The organism is Rhizobium aethiopicum (genome assembly GCF_014197535.1).
GTDB classification, from domain to species: Bacteria; Pseudomonadota; Alphaproteobacteria; order Rhizobiales; family Rhizobiaceae; genus Rhizobium; species Rhizobium aethiopicum_A.
In genome coordinates this window covers 71,019-89,911 of sequence record NZ_JACIFV010000022.1, presented here as the reverse complement: position 1 = coordinate 89,911, position 18,893 = coordinate 71,019, and the positions used below count along the sequence as shown (strand labels likewise).

Annotated in this window: 18 protein-coding genes; 14 read left to right on the top strand and 4 right to left on the bottom strand. The window is 61.6% G+C overall.

Annotated elements, in window-relative coordinates; all coding sequences use genetic code 11:
* Window positions 1–14: 14 nt before the first annotated feature.
* The 6 genes from GGD53_RS24140 (at window position 15) to GGD53_RS24115 (ending at window position 5,263) form a co-directional block, all read left to right on the top strand.
* Entirely contained in the window at window positions 15–1,313 is a 1,299-nt protein-coding gene (locus GGD53_RS24140; RefSeq protein ID WP_184459295.1) for an ABC transporter substrate-binding protein, read from the top strand.
* A gap of 269 nt (window positions 1,314–1,582) precedes the next feature.
* Window positions 1,583–2,497 carry an ABC transporter permease gene (locus GGD53_RS24135; protein WP_184459294.1) on the top strand — a complete coding sequence of 305 codons (915 nt, stop codon included), beginning with the start codon at window positions 1,583–1,585 and terminating at the stop codon, window positions 2,495–2,497.
* 1 nt (window position 2,498) lies between these two features.
* Window positions 2,499–3,320, top strand: coding sequence for an ABC transporter permease (locus tag GGD53_RS24130; RefSeq protein WP_184459293.1), 822 nt, complete (start codon window positions 2,499–2,501; stop codon window positions 3,318–3,320).
* Window position 3,321: 1 nt separating this feature from the next.
* On the top strand, window positions 3,322–4,065 hold the full coding sequence (locus GGD53_RS24125; protein WP_184459292.1) for an aspartate/glutamate racemase family protein: 744 nt from the start codon (window positions 3,322–3,324) through the stop codon (window positions 4,063–4,065).
* Between the two features lie 3 nt (window positions 4,066–4,068).
* Window positions 4,069–4,680 carry a flavin reductase family protein gene (locus tag GGD53_RS24120; protein WP_184459291.1) on the top strand — a complete coding sequence of 204 codons (612 nt, stop codon included), beginning with the start codon at window positions 4,069–4,071 and terminating at the stop codon, window positions 4,678–4,680.
* A gap of 88 nt (window positions 4,681–4,768) precedes the next feature.
* Window positions 4,769–5,263, top strand: a complete 495-nt coding sequence (locus GGD53_RS24115) for a heme-degrading domain-containing protein (protein WP_011426147.1) — start codon at window positions 4,769–4,771, stop codon at window positions 5,261–5,263.
* 64 nt (window positions 5,264–5,327) lie between these two features.
* Here GGD53_RS24115 and GGD53_RS24110 read toward each other — a convergent pair whose 3' ends face one another.
* Entirely contained in the window at window positions 5,328–6,587 is a 1,260-nt protein-coding gene (locus tag GGD53_RS24110; RefSeq protein WP_184459290.1) for an AGE family epimerase/isomerase, read from the bottom strand.
* Between the two features lie 168 nt (window positions 6,588–6,755).
* On the opposite strand from GGD53_RS24110, the gene metH reads away from it, so the two are divergent.
* From metH to GGD53_RS24095, 3 genes are all read left to right on the top strand, one after another.
* Window positions 6,756–10,529, top strand: coding sequence for a methionine synthase (gene metH, locus GGD53_RS24105; protein ID WP_184459289.1), 3,774 nt, complete (start codon window positions 6,756–6,758; stop codon window positions 10,527–10,529).
* Window positions 10,530–10,709: 180 nt separating this feature from the next.
* Entirely contained in the window at window positions 10,710–10,943 is a 234-nt protein-coding gene (locus GGD53_RS24100; protein WP_064803900.1) for a type II toxin-antitoxin system Phd/YefM family antitoxin, read from the top strand.
* Window positions 10,940–11,341, top strand: coding sequence for a PIN domain-containing protein (locus GGD53_RS24095; RefSeq protein WP_184459288.1), 402 nt, complete (start codon window positions 10,940–10,942; stop codon window positions 11,339–11,341). The genes GGD53_RS24100 and GGD53_RS24095 overlap by 4 nt, the downstream gene beginning before the upstream one ends.
* Before the next feature lie 3 nt (window positions 11,342–11,344).
* Here GGD53_RS24095 and GGD53_RS24090 read toward each other — a convergent pair whose 3' ends face one another.
* From GGD53_RS24090 to GGD53_RS24080, 3 genes are read right to left on the bottom strand one after another with little or no spacing between them, the layout of a single operon-like run.
* Window positions 11,345–12,109, bottom strand: coding sequence for a GntR family transcriptional regulator (locus GGD53_RS24090; protein ID WP_184459287.1), 765 nt, complete (start codon window positions 12,107–12,109; stop codon window positions 11,345–11,347).
* Complete coding sequence (locus tag GGD53_RS24085) at window positions 12,106–12,990, bottom strand: N-acetylglucosamine kinase (RefSeq protein WP_184459286.1); 885 nt, start codon at window positions 12,988–12,990, stop codon at window positions 12,106–12,108. Before GGD53_RS24085 ends, GGD53_RS24090 begins: the two co-directional genes overlap by 4 nt.
* Window positions 12,987–13,556, bottom strand: a complete 570-nt coding sequence (locus GGD53_RS24080; RefSeq protein WP_184459285.1) for a hypothetical protein — start codon at window positions 13,554–13,556, stop codon at window positions 12,987–12,989. The genes GGD53_RS24085 and GGD53_RS24080 overlap by 4 nt, the downstream gene beginning before the upstream one ends.
* On the opposite strand from GGD53_RS24080, the gene GGD53_RS24075 reads away from it, so the two are divergent.
* The 5 genes from GGD53_RS24075 (at window position 13,517) to GGD53_RS24055 (ending at window position 18,860) form a co-directional block, all read left to right on the top strand.
* Entirely contained in the window at window positions 13,517–14,776 is a 1,260-nt protein-coding gene (locus tag GGD53_RS24075; RefSeq protein WP_184459284.1) for an ABC transporter substrate-binding protein, read from the top strand. The genes GGD53_RS24080 and GGD53_RS24075 overlap by 40 nt on opposite strands.
* Before the next feature lie 217 nt (window positions 14,777–14,993).
* Entirely contained in the window at window positions 14,994–15,941 is a 948-nt protein-coding gene (locus GGD53_RS24070; protein ID WP_184459283.1) for a carbohydrate ABC transporter permease, read from the top strand.
* Between the two features lie 9 nt (window positions 15,942–15,950).
* Complete coding sequence (locus tag GGD53_RS24065) at window positions 15,951–16,790, top strand: carbohydrate ABC transporter permease (protein WP_097597924.1); 840 nt, start codon at window positions 15,951–15,953, stop codon at window positions 16,788–16,790.
* Complete coding sequence (locus GGD53_RS24060; RefSeq protein WP_184459282.1) at window positions 16,787–17,848, top strand: Gfo/Idh/MocA family protein; 1,062 nt, start codon at window positions 16,787–16,789, stop codon at window positions 17,846–17,848. The genes GGD53_RS24065 and GGD53_RS24060 overlap by 4 nt, the downstream gene beginning before the upstream one ends.
* Window positions 17,849–17,858: 10 nt before the next feature.
* On the top strand, window positions 17,859–18,860 hold the full coding sequence (locus GGD53_RS24055) for an ATP-binding cassette domain-containing protein (RefSeq protein WP_184459281.1): 1,002 nt from the start codon (window positions 17,859–17,861) through the stop codon (window positions 18,858–18,860).
* Window positions 18,861–18,893 lie beyond the last annotated feature (33 nt).

The following is an 18,893-nucleotide window of genomic DNA, read 5'->3' as shown; positions in this document are numbered from 1 at the left end:
AAAGGGGAACTGACATGACGACTGAAACGACATCGACCAAGGCGGAAAAGGGTCTTTCCCGCCGCACGCTCTTGAAGACGGGTGCTGCCGCCGTGGGCGCCATCGCCGGCTCCGGCGCTATCACCGGCTTTCCCACGATTTGGGCGAAGACGAACATCACGCTTCGCCAGTTCGGCACCGGCGTATCCAACATCAATGCCATCGCTGAAAAGTGCAAAGCCGATCTCGGCATCACGCTGGAGATGACGGCAACCGATTCCGACGCCGCCGCTCAGCGTGCCGTCACCCAGCCCGACAGCTACGACATCGCCGACATCGAATACTGGATCGCCAAGAAGGTGTTTCCGACAGGCGTGCTGCAGCCGATGGACGTCAAGAAGCTGAAATACTACGACAAGATCGTGCCGCTCTTCATCAACGGCAAGATGAAGCCGGACAGCGTCATCGCCCAGGGCACGGCACCGCACACGGTCGGCTTCGTCGAGGCGCAGGGCGCCAAGAAGTTCGCCAAGGAGCCGACGCAGTGGATGACTATGGTTCCTACCATCTACAATGCCGATACGCTCGGCATCCGTCCCGATCTCGTCGGCCGCAACATTACCAGCTGGGCCGACATCATGGATCCGAAGTTCAAGGGCAAGACCTCGATCCTCAACATCCCGTCGATCGGCATCATGGATGCGGCGATGATCATGGAAGCCTTGGGCAACATCAAATATGCCGACAAGGGCAACATGACCAAGGAAGAGATCGACAAGACGATCGAATTCCTGATCAAGGCCAAGGGCGACGGCCAGTTCCGCGCCTTCTGGAAGAGCTTTGACGAGTCGGTCAACCTGATGGCCTCGGGCGAAGTCGTCATCCAGTCCATGTGGTCGCCGGCCGTCGCTGCCGTCCGCTCCAAGGGCATCGCCTGCAAATACCAGCCGCTCAAGGAAGGCTACCGTGCCTGGGGTGGCGGCCTCGGCCTTGCCTCGCATCTCAAGGGCGCTGAGCTCGATGCGGCCTATGAATATATCAACTGGTATACGTCGGGCTGGGTCGGCGGCTATCTCAACCGCCAGGGCTATTATTCCGCCTGCATGGAAACCGCCAAGGGTTTCATGACGGCAGATGAATGGGGTTACTGGATCGAGGGCAAGCCGGCGCAGGGCGATATTCTCTCTCCCGAAGGCAAAGTCATGGAAAAGGCCGGTGCGGTGCGCGACGGCGGCGCCTTCGAAGCCCGCATGGGTGCGGTCGCCTGCTGGAACTCGGTCATGGACGAGGACCGCTACATGGTCCGCCGCTGGAACGAGTTCATCGCGGCTTGATCGTCGAGGGGGCGGATGAGCAGGATTGTCTTTCGCTAGCGCTCAAGACGTCGCTTCGCTCCGCCCCCTCATCTGCCCTTCGGGCATCTTCTCCCCGCTGGGGAGAAGGGGGAGCTTGCCGCTCGGCAGATAACAAAAGAACAAGGTTCGCGGTGGCCGAGACGCCGCTGCGATTCTCTTCTCCCCAGCGGGGAGAAGGTGCCGGCAGGCGGATGAGGGGGCGGCACGCACCTTCGTCCACCTGACGCAATCAGAACGGAGAACCGGATATGGCGACCATTGCAGCGGAAACGGAGGAGGACGCTCAGCGCGTGCGCGGCAGGCGTGGACTGAGGCTCTCCCCCTCAGTCATCTCATACCTCCAGGCGACACCGCTGATCGCCATCCTCGGCTTCTTCTTCCTGCTGCCGATCGCGATGATCGCTGTCGTCAGCTTCTGGGATTACGATTTCGCCGGCCTCTACCCCGATTTCCTCACCATGAACTACACCGACACGCTCGGCTCATGGGTGACGTGGAAGACCTATCTCAACACCCTGAAATTCACCGCCATCGTCTGGGCGCTGACGCTCGTCATCGGCTTCTGGGTCGCCTATTTCCTGGCCTTCCACATTCGCAAGACCTCGACGCAGATGATTCTCTTCCTCGTCTGCACCGTGCCGTTCATGACGTCGAACATCATCCGGATGATCTCCTGGATCCCGGTGCTCGGACGCAACGGCCTGGTCAATTCCGCGCTGATCAAGATGGGCATCATTCCGCAGCCGATCGAATGGCTGCTCTATTCCGATTTCGCCGTCGTGCTCGCCATGGTGCACCTCTATACCTTGTTCATGGTGACGCCGATCTTCAACACGCTGATGCGCATCGACCGGTCGCTGTTCGAGGCGGCGCGCGATGCCGGCGCATCCGGCTGGCAGGTGCTGTGGAACGTCGTCATTCCGCTTGCCAAGCCCGGCATGGCGATCGGCACGATCTTCGTCGTGACGCTGGTGATGGCGGACTTTTCGACGGTGCAGGTGATGTCCGGCGGCCAGAGCGCCTCGGTGGCGCTGATGATGAAGAACCAGATGTCGCTGCTGCAATATCCGGCCGCCGCCGCCAACGCCGTGGTGCTGCTTGTGGTGGTGCTCATGATGGTCGCCGCCATCCTGCGCGTCGTCGACATCCGCAAGGAGCTTTGAGATGAACCACGAAAAACGCGGCCTCGAATTCTATCTGCTGGCGATGTTCTTCGTCGTCTTCGTGCTGTTCCTCTACGGCCCGCTTTCGGCGATCCTGATCCTCTCCTTCCAGGGGCCGGACGGCGGCCTGACCTTCCCGATGAACGGCGTTTCCACGCATTGGTTCTTCAACCTGTTCGAGAAGCAGGCGGTCGGCGATTTCGGCGCCTCGTTCCGGCGCTCCTTCGTCCTCGGGCTGATGGTGATGGTGGTGACCGTCGTCGTGTCGCTGCTGGCCGGGCTTGCCTTCCGCCGCCGTTTCCGGGGTTCGACGGTGCTGTTTTACGCCACGGTCGCCAGCCTGGTCGTGCCGTCGATCATCATTTCGCTCGGCATCGGCGTAGTCTTCCAGGAGGGCGGTCTCAAGCCCGCATGGTATTCCTCGGCCTTCGGCGCACATCTGACCTGGACGCTGCCCTTCGGGGTGCTGATCATGTTTGCGGTCTTCAACCGTTTCTCGCCTGCTTATGAAGAGGCGGCGCGCGACCTCGGCGCCACCTCCTGGCAGACCTTCCGCCACGTCGTGCTGCCGATGATCGCGCCGAGCCTGATCGGCGTCGGCCTGTTCGGCTTCACGCTGTCCTATGACGAATTCGCACGCACATTGATGACGTCGGGCAGCTACAATACGCTGCCGCTCGAAATCTACGGCATGACCACCAACGTCACGACGCCGGTGCTCTATGCACTCGGCACGGTGACGACGCTGTTTTCCTTCACCATCATTCTCATCGCGCTCGGCATCATGACGATGCTGGGGCGGCGGCAGGCAAAGATAGACTGATATGCGCATCCTCATCGTCAATCCGAATACCACGGCCTCCATGACCGAGAAGGCTGCGGCCGCCGCGCGTGCGGTGGCGGCATCCGGCACGGAGATCATCGCCGCGACATCGAGCATGGGGCCGGTCTCCATCGAGGGGCACTATGACGGGGCGCTGGCGATTCCCGGTCTGCTCTTGGAACTTAAGGAGCGGCAGGCGGCGGGTTACGACGCTGCGGTCATTGCCTGCTTCGACGATACCGGGCTCGACGCAGCACGGAGTTTTGCCGATGTGCCAATCCTCGGTCTCTGCGAATCCGCCGTGGTGACGGCGGGTTTCCTGGCGCAGCGCTTCACTGTGGTGACGACGCTGGAGCGGTCGCGGGTGCTGATCGACAATCTGGTGCGCCGCTACGGTATGGGCGAGCGCGCCAAGGTGCGCGCCTCCGACATCCCGGTACTGGAGCTGGAGGATGCCGCCTCGGGTGCGATCGGCAAGCTGAGGGCCGAGATCGAGCGGGCGCTTGCCGAAGACGGCGCCGAGGCGATCGTGCTCGGCTGTGCCGGCATGACCGATCTTGCCCGGGAATTGCAGGATATCTACGGCGTGCCCGTCGTCGACGGTGTGGCGGCCGCCGTCAAACAGGCCGAGGCGCTGGTCTCGCTTGGGCTTTCCACCAGCAAGCGCGGCTCCTATGCCTCGCCGCTGCCGAAACCCTTTATGGGCGCGATGAGCGGTTTCTCGCCGACCCCGAAAATCGGCTGAACCATGGCGGTCTCGTTCGATTTCACAGAGCTCAGCGAGCGCGAACGCTACAAGCTGATGATCGGCACGATCATCCCGCGGCCGATCGCGCTGGTGACGACGGTCGACGAGCACGGCCGGATCAACGCGGCGCCGTTCAGCTTCTTCAACTGCCTGTCGGCCGATCCGCCGATCCTGGCGATCGGCGTCGAGAACAATGCCGACATGTCGTTCAAGGACACCGGCCACAATATTCGCATGACCGAGGTCTTCACGGTCAACATCGTCTCCTTTGCGATCGCCGAGGCGATGCATGTCTGCGGCGCGAAATATCCGCGGGGCGTCGATGAGCTGAAGCAGGCGGGGCTGACGGCGATACCGGGCGCGAAGGTGGCGTCGCCCTTTATCGCCGAGGCGCCGGCTGCCTTCGAATGCCGGCGGCATGTGACGCTGGAGCTCGGCCGCTCACGGCAGATTATCCTCGGTGAGATCGTCTATGCGCGTTACCGCGACGGGGTCGTCGATCCGGAACGGCTGCATGTCGATCCGGCCGCGGTCGATGCCATTGCGCGATTGGGCGGCGATACCTGCACCACCATCCGCGATCGTTTCGAGATGCTGACGCCGAAGCTCTGACATCAGGGTAGGTCCAAGTTTTGCTTTACTTTTTCTCTCCTGATGAGAATGGTCTGCAGCGGATCATTGCGGGAGAGGAGCGCCTATCATGACAATCGACAACGATCTCAGCCGGATCGCCGAGCAGGAAAAGGCGCTGAGCTTCGACGCCTTCGATCTCACCACTGCCTGGCAGCTCGGCAAGCTTCTGCAGGAACTCGCCAGCGAGCGCGGCCTCGGCATTGCCATCGACGTGACTCTGCATTCGATGCCGGTCTTCTATGCCGCACTCCCGGGTGTGACACCCGACAACGTCAACTGGGTGCGCCGTAAGCGCAACATGGTGCTGCGCTATTTCCGCAGCAGCTATGCCTCCGGCCTGAAGCTTAGCAAGGACGGCAAGACCGTCGAGGACAACGGGCTTGATGGCGCCGATTATGCGCCGCATGGCGGCAGTTTTCCGATCAACGTCAAGGGTACCGGCTGCATCGGCGCCGTCACCGTCTCCGGCCTGCCGCAGCGCGACGACCACAATCTTGTGGTCGAAGCCCTGGCGCTGATGCTGGCGAAAGATCTGGATACGTTGCGGCTCTCTCCGCTGTGACGCGGCCGCATCTGCCGGAACAATCCGAGCGCCGGACGGCCGGCGCCGGCCGCTGAAACAGCCGTCAGAGCCTGCCGCCGGCGTCAGTGATGCCTTTCGTCAGGCTGCCCGTTGCCGGGAAAAGCGGAATGAGGCAGGCCTGCAGGGCGTGGTAGATATCGCCTTTGCCAGGAAAGAGCGCGTGCGAGGGAACCAAATCTTCCGTCAGTTCCTCATGCCAGCCGCCATTCCTATGGTCTATGAAGGCGCGTTCGATCACGTTCCAGATCTTGCGGTAACATTCCTCGTGATAGTCGCTCGGCAAGTGTTCGTTGAGGAAATGCGCGGCAGCCGCACCCTCGCAGGCCGGCCACCACAGCTTGTTGCGCTTGGCCGGTTTATCCGCCCAGTCGAGCGTGTAGAAGAAGCCGCCCTTGTCGTTATCCCAGCCGAGCGCCATGGATTGCTCGAAAAGGGCTTTCGCGGCATCCGGCATCCAGGCGATGCGCTTGCCGCCGAGCGCCCAGAGCTGCAGGATGAGGCGGGCCCATTCCAACCAATGGCCGGGTGTCGTGCCGGCTGGGCGGAACATTTCGTTCGGATGATAGTAATCCTTATTGAGGTTCCATTCGGCGTCGAAATGTTCGGCGACGCGCCAGTCGACCGAACCGGCCGCACGGCGGATGACGAGATCGGCGATGCTTTCGGCCTTGGCGAGGTAATCCCTGTCGCCGGTGGCTTCGAAGGCGGCCATCAGCGCCTCGGTCAGGTGCATGTTGGAATTCTGGCCGCGATAGGCGCCGCCGTCGAGCGGCTGCCAGTCGGCGGTGAATTCCTCGGCGATCGCGCCGTGGCGCGGTTCCCAGAACTTCGTGTTCAGGATCTCGGTGATATCGGCCAGCATGCCGTCGGCCAGCGGATGGCCGATCGTCTTTGCCGAGGAGGCGGCAAGCAGGACGAAAGCGTGGCCGTAGCCCTGCTTGTTGGAATCAACCGGACCGTTATTGTCGAGCGACCAGAAATAGCCACCGTTCTTGCGGTCACGATAGTGGTTCCAGAGATAGTCCATGCCGTGATCGACGACGTCGGAGGCGCCGGGACGGCCGAGCAGGGCGCCGATCGAGAAACAATGGACCGCGCGCGCCGCAATATGGATGCCGCGCACCTGGCCCTCGGCATCGAGAGGCCTGCCGGTGTCGTCGAGATCGTAGAAGCCACCCTTGGGATTGATCGAATCGTGCTGGAAGAAATCGAAAAGGCCATTTGCCTGCGCCAGCAGCCAGCTGCGGTGATAGGCGCGGCTTGTCCAGTTTCCAAGCGCGGCGTTGCCGATTGCGGGTGCCATGATACTCCTCCGATTTCGTGCACAAGCCTAGCAAAGGCCTATATAGACCTCGCGCGGGCCTGTCATCGGGCAAGGCTCGCAAAGCACGAAATTGACCGGCATATATTGACATAAAGATATCTTTATGTGATCTGGAAGTCTGGTCTTACGACGTCAAGGAGCCCTCCCGTGTTTTATACTCTCTTTGGTCCGGAAACGGGCAAGCGTGACGGCAGTGAAGTTTTCGCCGCTTTGAAGAAAGCCGCGAGCGAGCGCATCCTTGTTCTCGACGGCGCCATGGGCACGCAGATCCAGGGTCTCGGCTATGACGAAGACCAGTTCCGCGGAACCCGCTTCATCGGTTGCGCCTGCCATCAGAAGGGCAACAATGACCTTCTGATCCTGACCCAGCCGGATGCGATCGAAGAGATCCATTACAAATACGCCAAGGCCGGCGCCGATATCCTCGAGACCAATACCTTCTCCTCGACCCGCATCGCCCAGGCCGATTACCAGATGGAAGGCGCCGTCTACGACCTCAACAAGGAAGGTGCCGAGATCGTGCGCCGGGCAGCAATCCGCGCCGAGCGCGAGGACGGCCGCCGCCGCTTCGTCGCCGGCGCCATCGGCCCGACCAACCGTACTGCCTCGATCTCGCCCGACGTCAACAATCCCGGTTTCCGCGCCGTCACCTTCGACGATCTGCGTGACGCCTATGGCGAGCAGATCGACGGGCTGATCGACGGGGGCGCCGACATCATCCTGATCGAGACGATCTTCGACACGCTGAACGCCAAGGCGGCGATCTTTGCCTGCGAGGAGCGCTTCGCGGCCAAGGGCGTGCGCCTGCCGGTGATGATCTCCGGCACGATCACCGACCTGTCCGGCCGCACACTCTCCGGCCAGACGCCGTCGGCCTTCTGGAACTCGGTGCGCCATGCCAATCCCTTCACGATCGGGTTGAACTGCGCCCTCGGGGCTAACGCGATGCGCCCGCACCTGCAGGAGCTTTCGGGCGTTGCCGATACCTTTATCTGCGCCTATCCGAATGCCGGCCTGCCGAACGAGTTCGGCCAGTACGACGAAACGCCGGAGCTGATGGCGGCGCAGATCGACAGCTTCGCCCGTGAAGGCCTGGTCAACATCGTCGGCGGCTGCTGCGGCTCGACGCCGGAACATATCAGGGCGATCGCCGAGACGGTGGCGAAATACAAGCCGCGCCCGATTCCCGAGCATCGCCCGTTTATGTCGCTGTCGGGTCTCGAACCCTTCGAGCTGACCAAGGACATTCCTTTCGTCAATGTCGGCGAGCGCACCAACGTCACCGGCTCGGCAAAATTCCGCAAGCTGATCACCAATGCCGATTACACGGCGGCACTCGATGTCGCGCGCGACCAGGTCGAGAACGGTGCGCAGGTGATCGACATCAACATGGACGAGGGCCTGATCGATTCCGAAAAGGCGATGGTCGAGTTCCTCAACCTGATCGCCGCCGAGCCCGACATCGCCCGCGTGCCTGTGATGATCGACTCGTCGAAATTCTCGATCATCGAATCCGGCCTGAAGCGGGTGCAGGGCAAGCCGATCGTCAACTCGATCTCGCTGAAGGAAGGCGAGGAGAACTTCCTCGCCCAGGCGCGGCTCTTGCGCAATTATGGTGCGGCCGTCGTCGTCATGGCCTTCGACGAAACGGGACAGGCCGACAGCTATGAGCGCAAGGTGGAAATCTGCGAGCGCGCCTATAAGCTGCTGACTGAGAAGATCGGGTTCCCGCCCGAGGACATTATCTTCGACCCGAACATCTTCGCGGTCGCGACCGGCATCGAAGAGCACAATAATTACGGCGTCGACTTCATCGAGGCGACGCGGACGATCCGTCAGCGCATGCCGCTCGTGCATATCTCCGGCGGCGTCTCCAACCTGTCTTTCTCGTTCCGCGGCAACGAGCCGGTGCGCGAGGCGATGCATGCCGTGTTCCTCTACCACGCCATCCAGGCCGGCATGGACATGGGCATCGTCAATGCCGGCCAACTCGCCGTCTACGACAACATCGATCCCGAACTGCGCGAGGCCTGCGAGGACGTAGTGCTGAACCGCCGTGCCGACAGCACCGAACGGCTGCTCGAAGTGGCCGAGCGTTTCCGTGGTGCCGGGGCAAAGGAGGGTCGTGTCCAGGATCTCTCCTGGCGCGAATGGAGCGTTGAGAGGCGTCTCGAGCATGCGCTGGTCAACGGCATCACCGAATATATCGAGGCCGATACCGAGGAGGCGCGGCAGCAGGCCGCCCGGCCGCTGCACGTCATCGAAGGACCGCTGATGGCCGGCATGAACGTGGTCGGCGACCTGTTCGGCTCGGGCAAGATGTTCCTGCCGCAGGTGGTCAAGTCGGCGCGCGTCATGAAGCAGGCCGTTGCCGTCCTGCTTCCCTACATGGAAGAGGAAAAGCGCCTCACCGGTGGCGACGATCGTCAATCGGCCGGCAAGATCCTGATGGCGACCGTCAAGGGTGACGTGCACGATATCGGCAAGAATATCGTCGGCGTCGTGCTCGCTTGCAACAATTACGAGATCGTCGACCTTGGCGTCATGGTGCCGGCGACGAAGATCCTTGAAACGGCGATCGCCGAAAAGGTCGATGTCATCGGCCTTTCCGGTCTGATCACGCCGTCGCTCGACGAGATGGTGCATGTTGCGTCCGAGATGGAACGGCAGGGCTTCGAGATTCCGCTCCTGATCGGCGGCGCCACGACCAGCCGCGTGCATACGGCGGTGAAGATCCATCCTGGCTACAACAAGGGCCAGGCGGTCTACGTCACCGATGCGAGTCGCGCCGTCGGCGTCGTCTCGGCGCTGCTCTCGCCGGAAACGCGGCAGGGCTATGTCGACGATGTAAGAGCCGAATATGCCAAGGTGGCCGCCGCGCATGCCCGCAGCGAAGCGGAGAAGGTACGCCTGCCTCTGTCGCGGGCTCGCGAGAATGCGCATAAGGTCGATTGGTCGGCTTACAAGCCGACGAAGCCCGAGTTCTTCGGCACACGGGTGTTCGAGGATTACGATCTGGCCGAGCTTGCCAGATATATCGACTGGACGCCGTTCTTCCAGACCTGGGAACTGCGCGGCCGTTTCCCTGCCATTCTCGAAGACGAGAAGCAGGGCGAGGCGGCGCGTGCGCTCTGGGCCGATGCGCAGGCCATGCTCAAGAAGATCATCGACGAGAAGTGGTTCCGCCCGCGCGCCGTCATCGGCTTCTGGCCGGCCGGCGCCGTCGGCGACGACATCCGCCTGTTCACCGACGAAAGCCGCAGCAAGGAGCTTGCCACTTTCTATACGCTGCGCCAGCAGCTTTCGAAGCGGGACGGGCGGGCGAATGTGGCGCTGTCGGACTTCGTGGCGCCTGTCACGAGCGGCGTGCAGGATTATGTCGGCGGCTTCGTGGTGACGGCCGGTATCGAGGAAATCGCCATCGCCGAACGGTTCGAACGGTCGAATGACGACTATTCCTCGATCCTCGTCAAGGCGCTGGCCGACCGCTTCGCCGAAGCCTTTGCCGAGCGCATGCATGAGCAGGTGCGGCGCGAATATTGGGGCTATGCAAGAGACGAGCACCTCAGCAACGAGGATCTCATCGGCGAAGCCTATGCGGGCATCCGTCCGGCGCCCGGTTATCCCGCTCAGCCCGACCACACGGAAAAAGCAACGCTCTTCAAGCTGCTCGATGCGGAAAACGCCGCTGGCGTGAAGCTGACGGAGAGCTATGCGATGTGGCCCGGCTCATCGGTCTCCGGCATCTATATCGGCCACCCCGACTCCTATTATTTCGGCGTCGCCAAGGTGGAGCGCGACCAGGTGGAAGACTATGCCAAGCGTAAGGGCATGGAGGTTTCCGAAGTCGAGCGCTGGCTCGGGCCGGTGCTGAACTATGTGCCGCGCAAGACGGACGAGGAGATCGACGACGCGGCGTAGAGATGCGTTCGCCGTTCTTAATGTGATGAATCAAGAAACAATGAAGGCGGAAAGTGATTCACTTTCCGGCTTCATGCTTTTGATATGGCTTGATAATATCCGTGGTCAGACTGTTTGAATTCGATAGCGGATTTGAGCGCGGCATGTTATCCTTAGCCAAGTTAGCTAATGAGGGCTGCGATGCAAGTGACCATTCATGCCGCAAAGACCAATCTGTCGAAATTGATCGATGCCGCCCTTTCTGGTGAGGAAGTGGTGATCGCCAAGGGACGCAAGCCTGTCGTGAAGATTATTCCGATTGTGCAGTCTTCCTTCAAGATCGGTCTGCTCAAAGGGCAGGTTGCTGGAGATGGGCCGGACTTTTTTGAGCCCATTGACGAAAGTGAAGTCGCGGCCTGGGAAGGAATCGAGTGAATTCGCTTCTGCTCGACACCCATGCCTGGGCATGGTCGTTGACCGGCGACAAGCGGCTCTCGGCCAAGGCGATCGCTCTGATTGAAAAGGCTGAGACCATTCTTGTCAGTCCAATATCCCTGTTTGAAATCGGGCAGAAAGTGCGTGTCGGCAAATGGCCGGAGATGCAGCCTTTCGTCGGCCGGCTGCCGGACTTACTGCAGGAGCAGGGCGCCATTGCAGCAGCATTGACCCCGGATGTCTGTCTGGCGGCAGCCATGATGGACTGGGCGCACCGTGATCCGTTCGACAGGTTTCTCGCTGCGACTGCCATAGAGAATGGGATACCGATCATTTCCGCCGACACGATTTTCGATGAACTCGCCGGAAATCAGCTTTGGATTGCCCGCTTCTGGTAGGCCTTATGTCACCCCGATCGTCAGCTCGGCCACGAAGTCATAAGCGTCGCCGCGATAGAGCGAGCGGGTGAATTCGACGGCGCGGCCGGAGCCGAGATAGGAGATGCGTTCGATCGACAGGCCGGCCGCACCCACGGAGACGCCGAGAAGCTGGGCATCGGCTTCCTTCATATTGGTCGCCGAAATGCGCTGGACGGCGCGGACCGGACGGACGTTGAGGCGTTCGAGTTCGGCGTAGAGCGAATTGGTGACGGCGGAGGGATCGGGGAGGAATTCGCCGGAGACGCTGGCGTTCTCGATCGCCAGCGGCTGGTCGTCGGCGATGCGCAGGCGCGAGAGGCGCGAAACCTTCAAGCCGGCGGCGAGGCCAAGGATCATCATCTCGTCGGGTGAGGGGGTGTGGATGCCCTTATGCAGCCATTCCGAGCGGGAGGACATGCCGCGGCGCGCCATGTCTTCGGTGAAAGAGGTGAGCTGCGACAGGCGCTGCTCGACCCTGGAGACCGGCTTGGCGACAAAGGTGCCCGAGCCGTGGCGGCGCACCAGCAGGCCGTCGGCGACGAGTTCGTCGATCGCCTTGCGCACGGTGACCCGGCTGACGGCGGCAAGTTCGGCGATGTCGCGCTCCGGCGGGAGCGCGTCGCCGTGACCAAGCGTGCCGGCGCGCACGGCCTCTTCGAGCGTGCGGCGCAGCTTGACGTAGAGCGGGCCGGTCCCGGCCGCCTGCAGGCGTTCCAGGGAGAGGATTGTGGCGAGATCGTCGGTCATGCCGCACCTCGCTGTCGCTCGTTCAGGAGCTTGACCGCAAGTTCCACCGCGCCGTGAAGGGCATCGTTTTTCGGTTTGGCAAGCAGCTGTCTGTAGCGTTGGGGAAGCCAGGGCTCATAGGCTTCCGCAAGACCGCCAAGCAGGCAGATTGACGGGCATCCGGGCCAGAGCAGCGCTTCAAGGCTTTCGCCGATCGCCGTTGCCGCGTCCGTGACGATGCCGACCGCGACCGCATCGCCGCTCGTTGCATGTTCGAAGACAACAGGTGCATAACGGGCAAAATCCGTCGGTCTTGCCGAATGCGCAAATTCGACGATGCGCTCGGGATCATCGCCATATTCCGCCAGGATCGCCTCAGTCATCGGCGATGCCGGGCGCACGCCGTCATGGGCGAGCAGCGATCGTTCCATCAGGTCGCGGCCCAGGCGAGCGCCGCTTGCCTGGTCGCCAACGACGAAGCCCCAGCCGCCGATGCCGTTCAGCCGACCATCTTTCCGGGCGTTATAGACCGAGCCGGTGCCGAAGGCGCCGACGATGCCGTCGGCATCGCCGAGCGCGCCCTGCAGGGCGATCAGCGCGTCGGTAACAACGCGGCCTTCGGCAAAGGGCAGGGCCTTTTCGATTCGCTGGCCATAATCCGTGACATTAGCGCCGGCGACGCCGACGACCGCTGCGACGGAGGAAATGGTTTCCGCGGCGACCCCAGCATCAATGAGTGCCAGCCGGGCGGATTCGGCAATATTGAGAAGAGAGTTTTCCAGATCGGACAGAATATTGGCCGGGCCTGATTTGCCGCGGCCAATGATAGTGCCGTTTCTGTCCGCGACCGCGGCCCGGCAGCTCGTCCCGCCGCCATCTATGCCGATTGCAAGCTCTGTCATCGGACCTCCGAATACGCCGTTCCCACCTGTTTTTCATACAATACCAAAAAAATACCATTTACCAAGTGGGAACGGTGGAGAAATTGCACCTTTTTATCCATTTGATTTTCCTTGATAAAAATTTTTAATGAAACCTTTGGGGCCAAAAAGTTAAAATTCGTCTGGACAATTGGTATTTTTTTGGCCTTAATTCGGTAAAAGGGAACAGCGTTTCGAAGCCCACGAAAACCGGCAGCAAAATGAAGCCGGAACCGCTTCGAGGATGACTGCCAGAATGCCAGCGGCCCTGTCGGGCCGACGATGGAATTCAGGCATCCATCGGCTTTCCCATTATTTTCAGCGCGTCCGGTGCGGGTCACCGATAAGCGCGCAGTCCGGCCGCAGGCGATCCGCTTTCGGTCCATCGAGCTTTCGGGGCCGGCTTCGCTGGCGGCCCTCCAAGGGGCATTGGGTGTTTCCTCAGACACGTCAATTGCTTGTTTCAGATCGAAAACGGCGCCTTCGGCGCTAAAAACAGGAGAGGGAAATGAAAAACACTGCTCTGAAAAGCTTGCTGCTTGCCTCAAGCCTGCTGACGCCGGCAGGTCTCGTCCATGCCGCCGACGTCACGCTGACCGTCGAAAGCTGGCGTAACGACGACCTCCAGATCTGGCAGGAGAAGATCATTCCGGCGTTCGAAGCGAAAAACCCGGGCATCAAGGTCGTCTTCTCGCCGACCGCGCCGACCGAATACAACGCGTCGCTGAACGCCAAGCTCGATGCCGGCTCCGCAGGCGACATCATCACCTGCCGCCCGTTCGACGCCTCGCTCGAACTCTTCAACAAGAAGCAGCTCGTCGACATCACCAGCCTGCCGGGCATGGAGAATTTCTCTCCGGTCGCCAAGGCCGCCTGGACGACCGACGACGGCAAGTCGACCTTCTGCGTGCCGATGGCTTCGGTCATCCACGGCTTCATCTACAACAAGGATGCCTTCGACAAGCTCGGCATCTCTGTGCCGAAGACGCAGGACGAGTTCTACGCAGCCCTCGACAAGATCAAGGCCGATGGCACCTATATTCCGCTCGCCATGGGCACGAAGGATCTCTGGGAAGCCGCCACCATGGGCTACCAGAACATCGGCCCGAATTACTGGAAGGGTGAAGAAGGCCGCGCAGCCCTGATCGCAGGCAAGCAGAAGCTGACCGATCCCGAATGGGTCAAGCCCTATGAAGAGCTTGCCAAGTGGAAGCCCTATCTCGGCGACGGTTTCGAAGCCCAGACCTATTCCGACAGCCAGAACCTCTTCACGCTCGGCCGCGCCGCCATCTACCCGGCCGGTTCCTGGGAAATCGCGCTCTTCAACACGCAGGCGCAATTTAAGATGGGCGCCTTCCCGCCGCCGGTTCCGAAGGCCGGCGATCAGGGTTATATCTCCGACCATCCGGATATCGGCGTCGCCCTGAACGCGAAGAGCACGCATGCCGAGGAAGCCAAGAAGTTCCTGAGCTGGGTGGCTTCGCCCGAGTTCGCCGATATTTATGCCAACGCGTTGCCAGGCTTCTTCAGCCTGAACTCTAACCCGGTGAAGATGTCCGATCCGCTGGCTCAGGAGTTCGTCTCCTGGCGCGGCCCGTACAAGTCGACCGTGCGCTCGACCTACCAGATCCTGTCGCGCGGTACGCCGAACCTCGAAAACGAGACCTGGGTCGAATCGGCCAACGTGATCAACGGCACGGATACGCCGCAGGTCGCCGCCGAGAAGCTGCAGAAGGGCCTCGACAGCTGGTACAAGCCGGCCAAATGATGTGACGAGGGGCGGCGTTTGCCGCCCCTCGTCCGGCCTGCCGGCCACCTTCTCCCCGCTTGCGGGGAGAAGGAGACTCACAGCGACCTCCCAGCCCGATAGAGCTTCTCAGCAGGGCGTTCCCTCTCTTCCCGGGCGGCAGAGAGTTGGCGGTGAGGCGCAACGTTTTTCATCTGCGCTGCGCCTTGCGGCCAGTCGACAAGAACAGGCAAAAGCCATGAGCGAAACCGACAACGTGGCCGATATCGTCCCGATCAAGCGCCCGGTGCGCTGGCACATTTTCGTCTTCATGCTGCCGGCCGTGATCGTCTATTCCGCCGTCATGGTGCTGCCGCTGATCGAAACGCTGAGGCTCTCGCTCTACAATACGGTCGACGGTCAGCCGGCCTTCGTCGGCCTGGCGAATTTCAAGGTGCTGTTCGGCGATCCGCGCTGGGCGCATGATTTCTGGAACGCACTCGTCAACAATGTCGTCTTCTTCGCCATCCACATGTGCGTGCAGAACCCGATCGGCATTGCGCTTGCAGCCCTGCTTTCGGTGCCGAAGCTGCGGGGCGTCGCCTTCTACCGCACGGCGATATTCCTGCCGACGCTGCTCTCCTTTGTCATCGTCGGCTTCATCTGGAAGCTGATCCTGTCGCCGATCTGGGGTGTGGCGCCCTGGATGCTCGATCTCATTGGACTGAAATTCCTGTTTGCGCCGTGGCTCGGCAAGCCGGGTTCGGCGCTAATTGCCGTGTCGCTGATCTCCAATTGGCAATATATCGGCATTCCGATGATGCTGATCTATGCAGCGCTGCTTAGCATTCCCGAAGAGGTGATCGAGGCTGCCGAATGCGACGGTATTACCGGCTGGGCCCAGTTCTGGAAGATCAAGCTGCCGCTCATCCTGCCGGCGATCGGCATCATTTCGATCCTGACCTTCGTCGGCAATTTCAATGCCTTCGACCTGATCTACACCGTGCAGGGGGCGCTTGCCGGGCCTGACATGTCGACCGATATTCTCGGCACGCTGCTCTACCGCACATTCTTCGGTTTCCAGCTGCAGCTCGGCGACCGCTCAATGGGTGCGACGATTGCGACCGTGATGTTCCTCATCATTCTCGCCGGCGTTTCGCTTTATCTCTTCGTCATCCAGCGACGCATGCGTCGCTACCAGTTCTGAGGAGCACGCATGTCTAAGGCACGCACATCTCCCATCCGCACCGGCCTCGTGCATCTGGCGCTCGGCGCCTATACGCTGGTCGCGCTGTTTCCGGTGTTCCTGACCATCGTCAATTCATTCAAGGATCGCAACTCGATCTTCCGCGAACCGCTGATGATCCCGACGCCGTCGACCTTCAGCCTCGTCGGCTATCAGACGGTGCTGGGGCAGGGCGATTTCGCCACCTATTTCCAGAACAGCTTCGTCGTGACTGTTGTCTCGATCCTGCTGGTGCTGCTGTTCGGCGCCATGGCCGCCTTCGCTCTGTCTGAATATCGCTTCCGCGGCAATCTGCTGCTCGGGCTCTACATGGCGATTGGCATCATGATCCCGATCCGCCTCGGCACGGTGGCGATCTTGCAGGGCATGGTGGCGGCCGGCCTCGTCAATACGCTGACGGCACTCGTTCTCGTCTATACCGCCCAAGGCATACCGCTCGCGATCTTCATCCTGTCGGAATTCATGCGCACGGTTTCGGACGATCTGAAGAATGCCGGGCGGATCGATGGCCTGTCCGAATATGCGATCTTCTTCCGCCTGGTGCTGCCGCTGGTGCGCCCGGCCATGGCGACGGTCGCCGTCTTCACGATGATCCCGATCTGGAACGACCTCTGGTTCCCGCTGATCCTGGCGCCGGCCGAAAGCACCAAGACGGTGACGCTCGGCTCGCAGATTTTCATCGGTCAGTTCGTCACCAACTGGAATGCGGTGCTGGCGGCGCTCTCGCTCGCGATTCTGCCTATCCTGATCCTCTACGTCATCTTCTCGCGCCAGCTGATCCGCGGCATCACCTCGGGAGCCGTCAAATGAGCCAGGAGAAACCGATCCGCGTCCTCGTTGCCGGACTGGGAAATATGGGCCGCAGCCACGCGCTCGCCTATCACAACAATCCCGGTTTCGAAATCGTCGGTCTCGTCAACCGCTCGACGCCGGCGCTGGAGCCCGAACTGCGGGGCTATACCATTCACCCCGACTTTGCGACGGCGCTTGCCGAACTGAAGCCGGACCTCTGCTCGATCAACACCTATTCCGACAGCCATGCCGATTATGCCATCGCCGCCTTCGAGGCCGGTTGTCATGTCTTCGTGGAAAAGCCGCTGGCGACCACCGTCGCCGATGCCGAGCGGGTCGTTGCGGCAGCGGAGAAGGCGGGGCGCAAGCTGGTGATCGGCTATATCCTCCGCCATCATCCGTCCTGGATGAAGCTGATCGAGGAGGCGCGCAAACTCGGCCCGCCTTACGTCTTCCGCATGAACCTCAACCAGCAGTCCAGCGGTCCGACCTGGGCGACGCACAAGTCGCTGATGCGCACGACTTCGCCGATCGTCGATTGCGGCGTGCATTATGTCGACGTGATGTGCCAGATCACCGACGCCAGGGCCATCGAGGTGCGCGGCATGGGGCTGCGCCTCTCTGATGAGATCGCCGCCGACATGTATAATTACGGTCAGCTGCAGGTGCTCTTCGAGGACGGTTCGGTCGGCTGGTACGAGGCCGGCTGGGGGCCGATGATCTCGGAGACCGCCTTCTTCGTGAAAGACGTGATGTCGCCGAAGGGGGCGGTGTCGATCGTCATGGATCCGAACGCCAAGTCCGACGACATCGATACGCACACTAAGACCTCGGTGATCCGTCTGCATACGGCCGAAACCGGCCCGGACGCCAAGTTCATCCGGCCCGACCAGGACATGAGGATGACGGGCGAGCCCGGTCATCAGGCGCTTTGCGACCTGGAACAGGCCTTCATGCTGAGGGCGATCCGCGAGGATCTGAACCTCGATCGCCATATGGCGGATGCGGTGGCGTCGCTGCGCATCTGCCTTGCCGCCGATGAGAGCGTGCGTACCGGCCAGCCGGTCAGATTGTAAGGGAAAAATAGTGGGATCGCTTCAACTCAAATCCATCCGCAAGACCTACGGCACGCATGAGGTGCTCAAAGGCATCGACCTCGAGGTCAAGGACGGCGAATTCGTCATCTTCGTCGGGCCGTCGGGCTGCGGGAAGTCGACGCTCTTGCGCAGCATCGCCGGCCTCGAAGACGTGACCTCGGGCGCCGTCGTCATCAACGGCCGCGACGAGACGCTGACGCCGCCGGCCAAGCGCGGCATCGCCATGGTGTTCCAGTCCTATGCGCTCTATCCGCACCTGACGGTCAAGGACAATATGGGGCTTGGGCTCAAGCAGGCAGGCACCGCCAAGGACGAGATCGACAAGCGCGTCGGCAAGGCATCCGGCATGCTGTCGCTCGCGCCTTACCTCGCACGCCGACCGGCCGAGCTTTCCGGCGGCCAACGCCAGCGCGTCGCCATCGGCCGCGCCATAGTGCGCGAACCGGAACTCTTCCTGTTCGACGAGCCGCTGTCGAACCTCGATGCGGCGCTGCGCGTCCAGACCCGGCTTGAAATCGCCCGGCTGCACCGCGGCCTGAAGGCGACAATGATCTACGTCACCCACGACCAGGTCGAGGCGATGACGCTTGCCGATAAGATCGTCGTGCTGAATGCCGGCGCGATCGAGCAGATCGGCTCGCCGATGGAGCTTTACAACCGTCCGGCCAATGTCTTCGTTGCCGGCTTTATCGGCTCGCCGCAGATGAATTTTATCGCGGGCGAAAAGGTGGGCGATCACAGCGCCAAGACGATCGGGGTACGGCCGGAACATATGACGCTGTCGCGCGAGGAGGGGACGTGGGGTGCGAAGGTCGTGCATGTCGAGCATCTCGGCGCCGACACGATCATCTATCTCGAATCCGAGCAGTGCGGCCTGCTGACGGCGCGCCTTTTCGGCGAACATCAGTACGAGCCGGACGAAATCGTTTACGCGACGCCAGACCAGGCGCGCGTGCATCGCTTCGATGCGGACGACCGGGCGATCCGCTGAACGAATCCATTATCGAAAAAATAAAGGGCGCCG

Excerpts from the sequence above, each read along its gene's own strand:
- GGD53_RS24130 (WP_184459293.1), top strand. The coding sequence starts at position 2,499 with ATGAACCACGAAAAACGCGGCCTCGAATTCTATCTGCTGGCGATGTTC.
- GGD53_RS24125 (WP_184459292.1), top strand. The coding sequence starts at position 3,322 with ATGCGCATCCTCATCGTCAATCCGAATACCACGGCCTCCATGACCGAG.
- GGD53_RS24070 (WP_184459283.1), top strand. The coding sequence starts at position 14,994 with ATGAGCGAAACCGACAACGTGGCCGATATCGTCCCGATCAAGCGCCCG.
- GGD53_RS24120 (WP_184459291.1), top strand. The coding sequence starts at position 4,069 with ATGGCGGTCTCGTTCGATTTCACAGAGCTCAGCGAGCGCGAACGCTAC.
- GGD53_RS24110 (WP_184459290.1), bottom strand. The coding sequence starts at position 6,587 with ATGGCACCCGCAATCGGCAACGCCGCGCTTGGAAACTGGACAAGCCGC.
- GGD53_RS24100 (WP_064803900.1), top strand. The coding sequence starts at position 10,710 with ATGCAAGTGACCATTCATGCCGCAAAGACCAATCTGTCGAAATTGATC.
- GGD53_RS24135 (WP_184459294.1), top strand. The coding sequence starts at position 1,583 with ATGGCGACCATTGCAGCGGAAACGGAGGAGGACGCTCAGCGCGTGCGC.
- GGD53_RS24065 (WP_097597924.1), top strand. The coding sequence starts at position 15,951 with ATGTCTAAGGCACGCACATCTCCCATCCGCACCGGCCTCGTGCATCTG.
- GGD53_RS24075 (WP_184459284.1), top strand. The coding sequence starts at position 13,517 with ATGAAAAACACTGCTCTGAAAAGCTTGCTGCTTGCCTCAAGCCTGCTG.
- GGD53_RS24060 (WP_184459282.1), top strand. The coding sequence starts at position 16,787 with ATGAGCCAGGAGAAACCGATCCGCGTCCTCGTTGCCGGACTGGGAAAT.
- GGD53_RS24140 (WP_184459295.1), top strand. The coding sequence starts at position 15 with ATGACGACTGAAACGACATCGACCAAGGCGGAAAAGGGTCTTTCCCGC.
- GGD53_RS24085 (WP_184459286.1), bottom strand. The coding sequence starts at position 12,990 with ATGACAGAGCTTGCAATCGGCATAGATGGCGGCGGGACGAGCTGCCGG.
- GGD53_RS24090 (WP_184459287.1), bottom strand. The coding sequence starts at position 12,109 with ATGACCGACGATCTCGCCACAATCCTCTCCCTGGAACGCCTGCAGGCG.
- GGD53_RS24115 (WP_011426147.1), top strand. The coding sequence starts at position 4,769 with ATGACAATCGACAACGATCTCAGCCGGATCGCCGAGCAGGAAAAGGCG.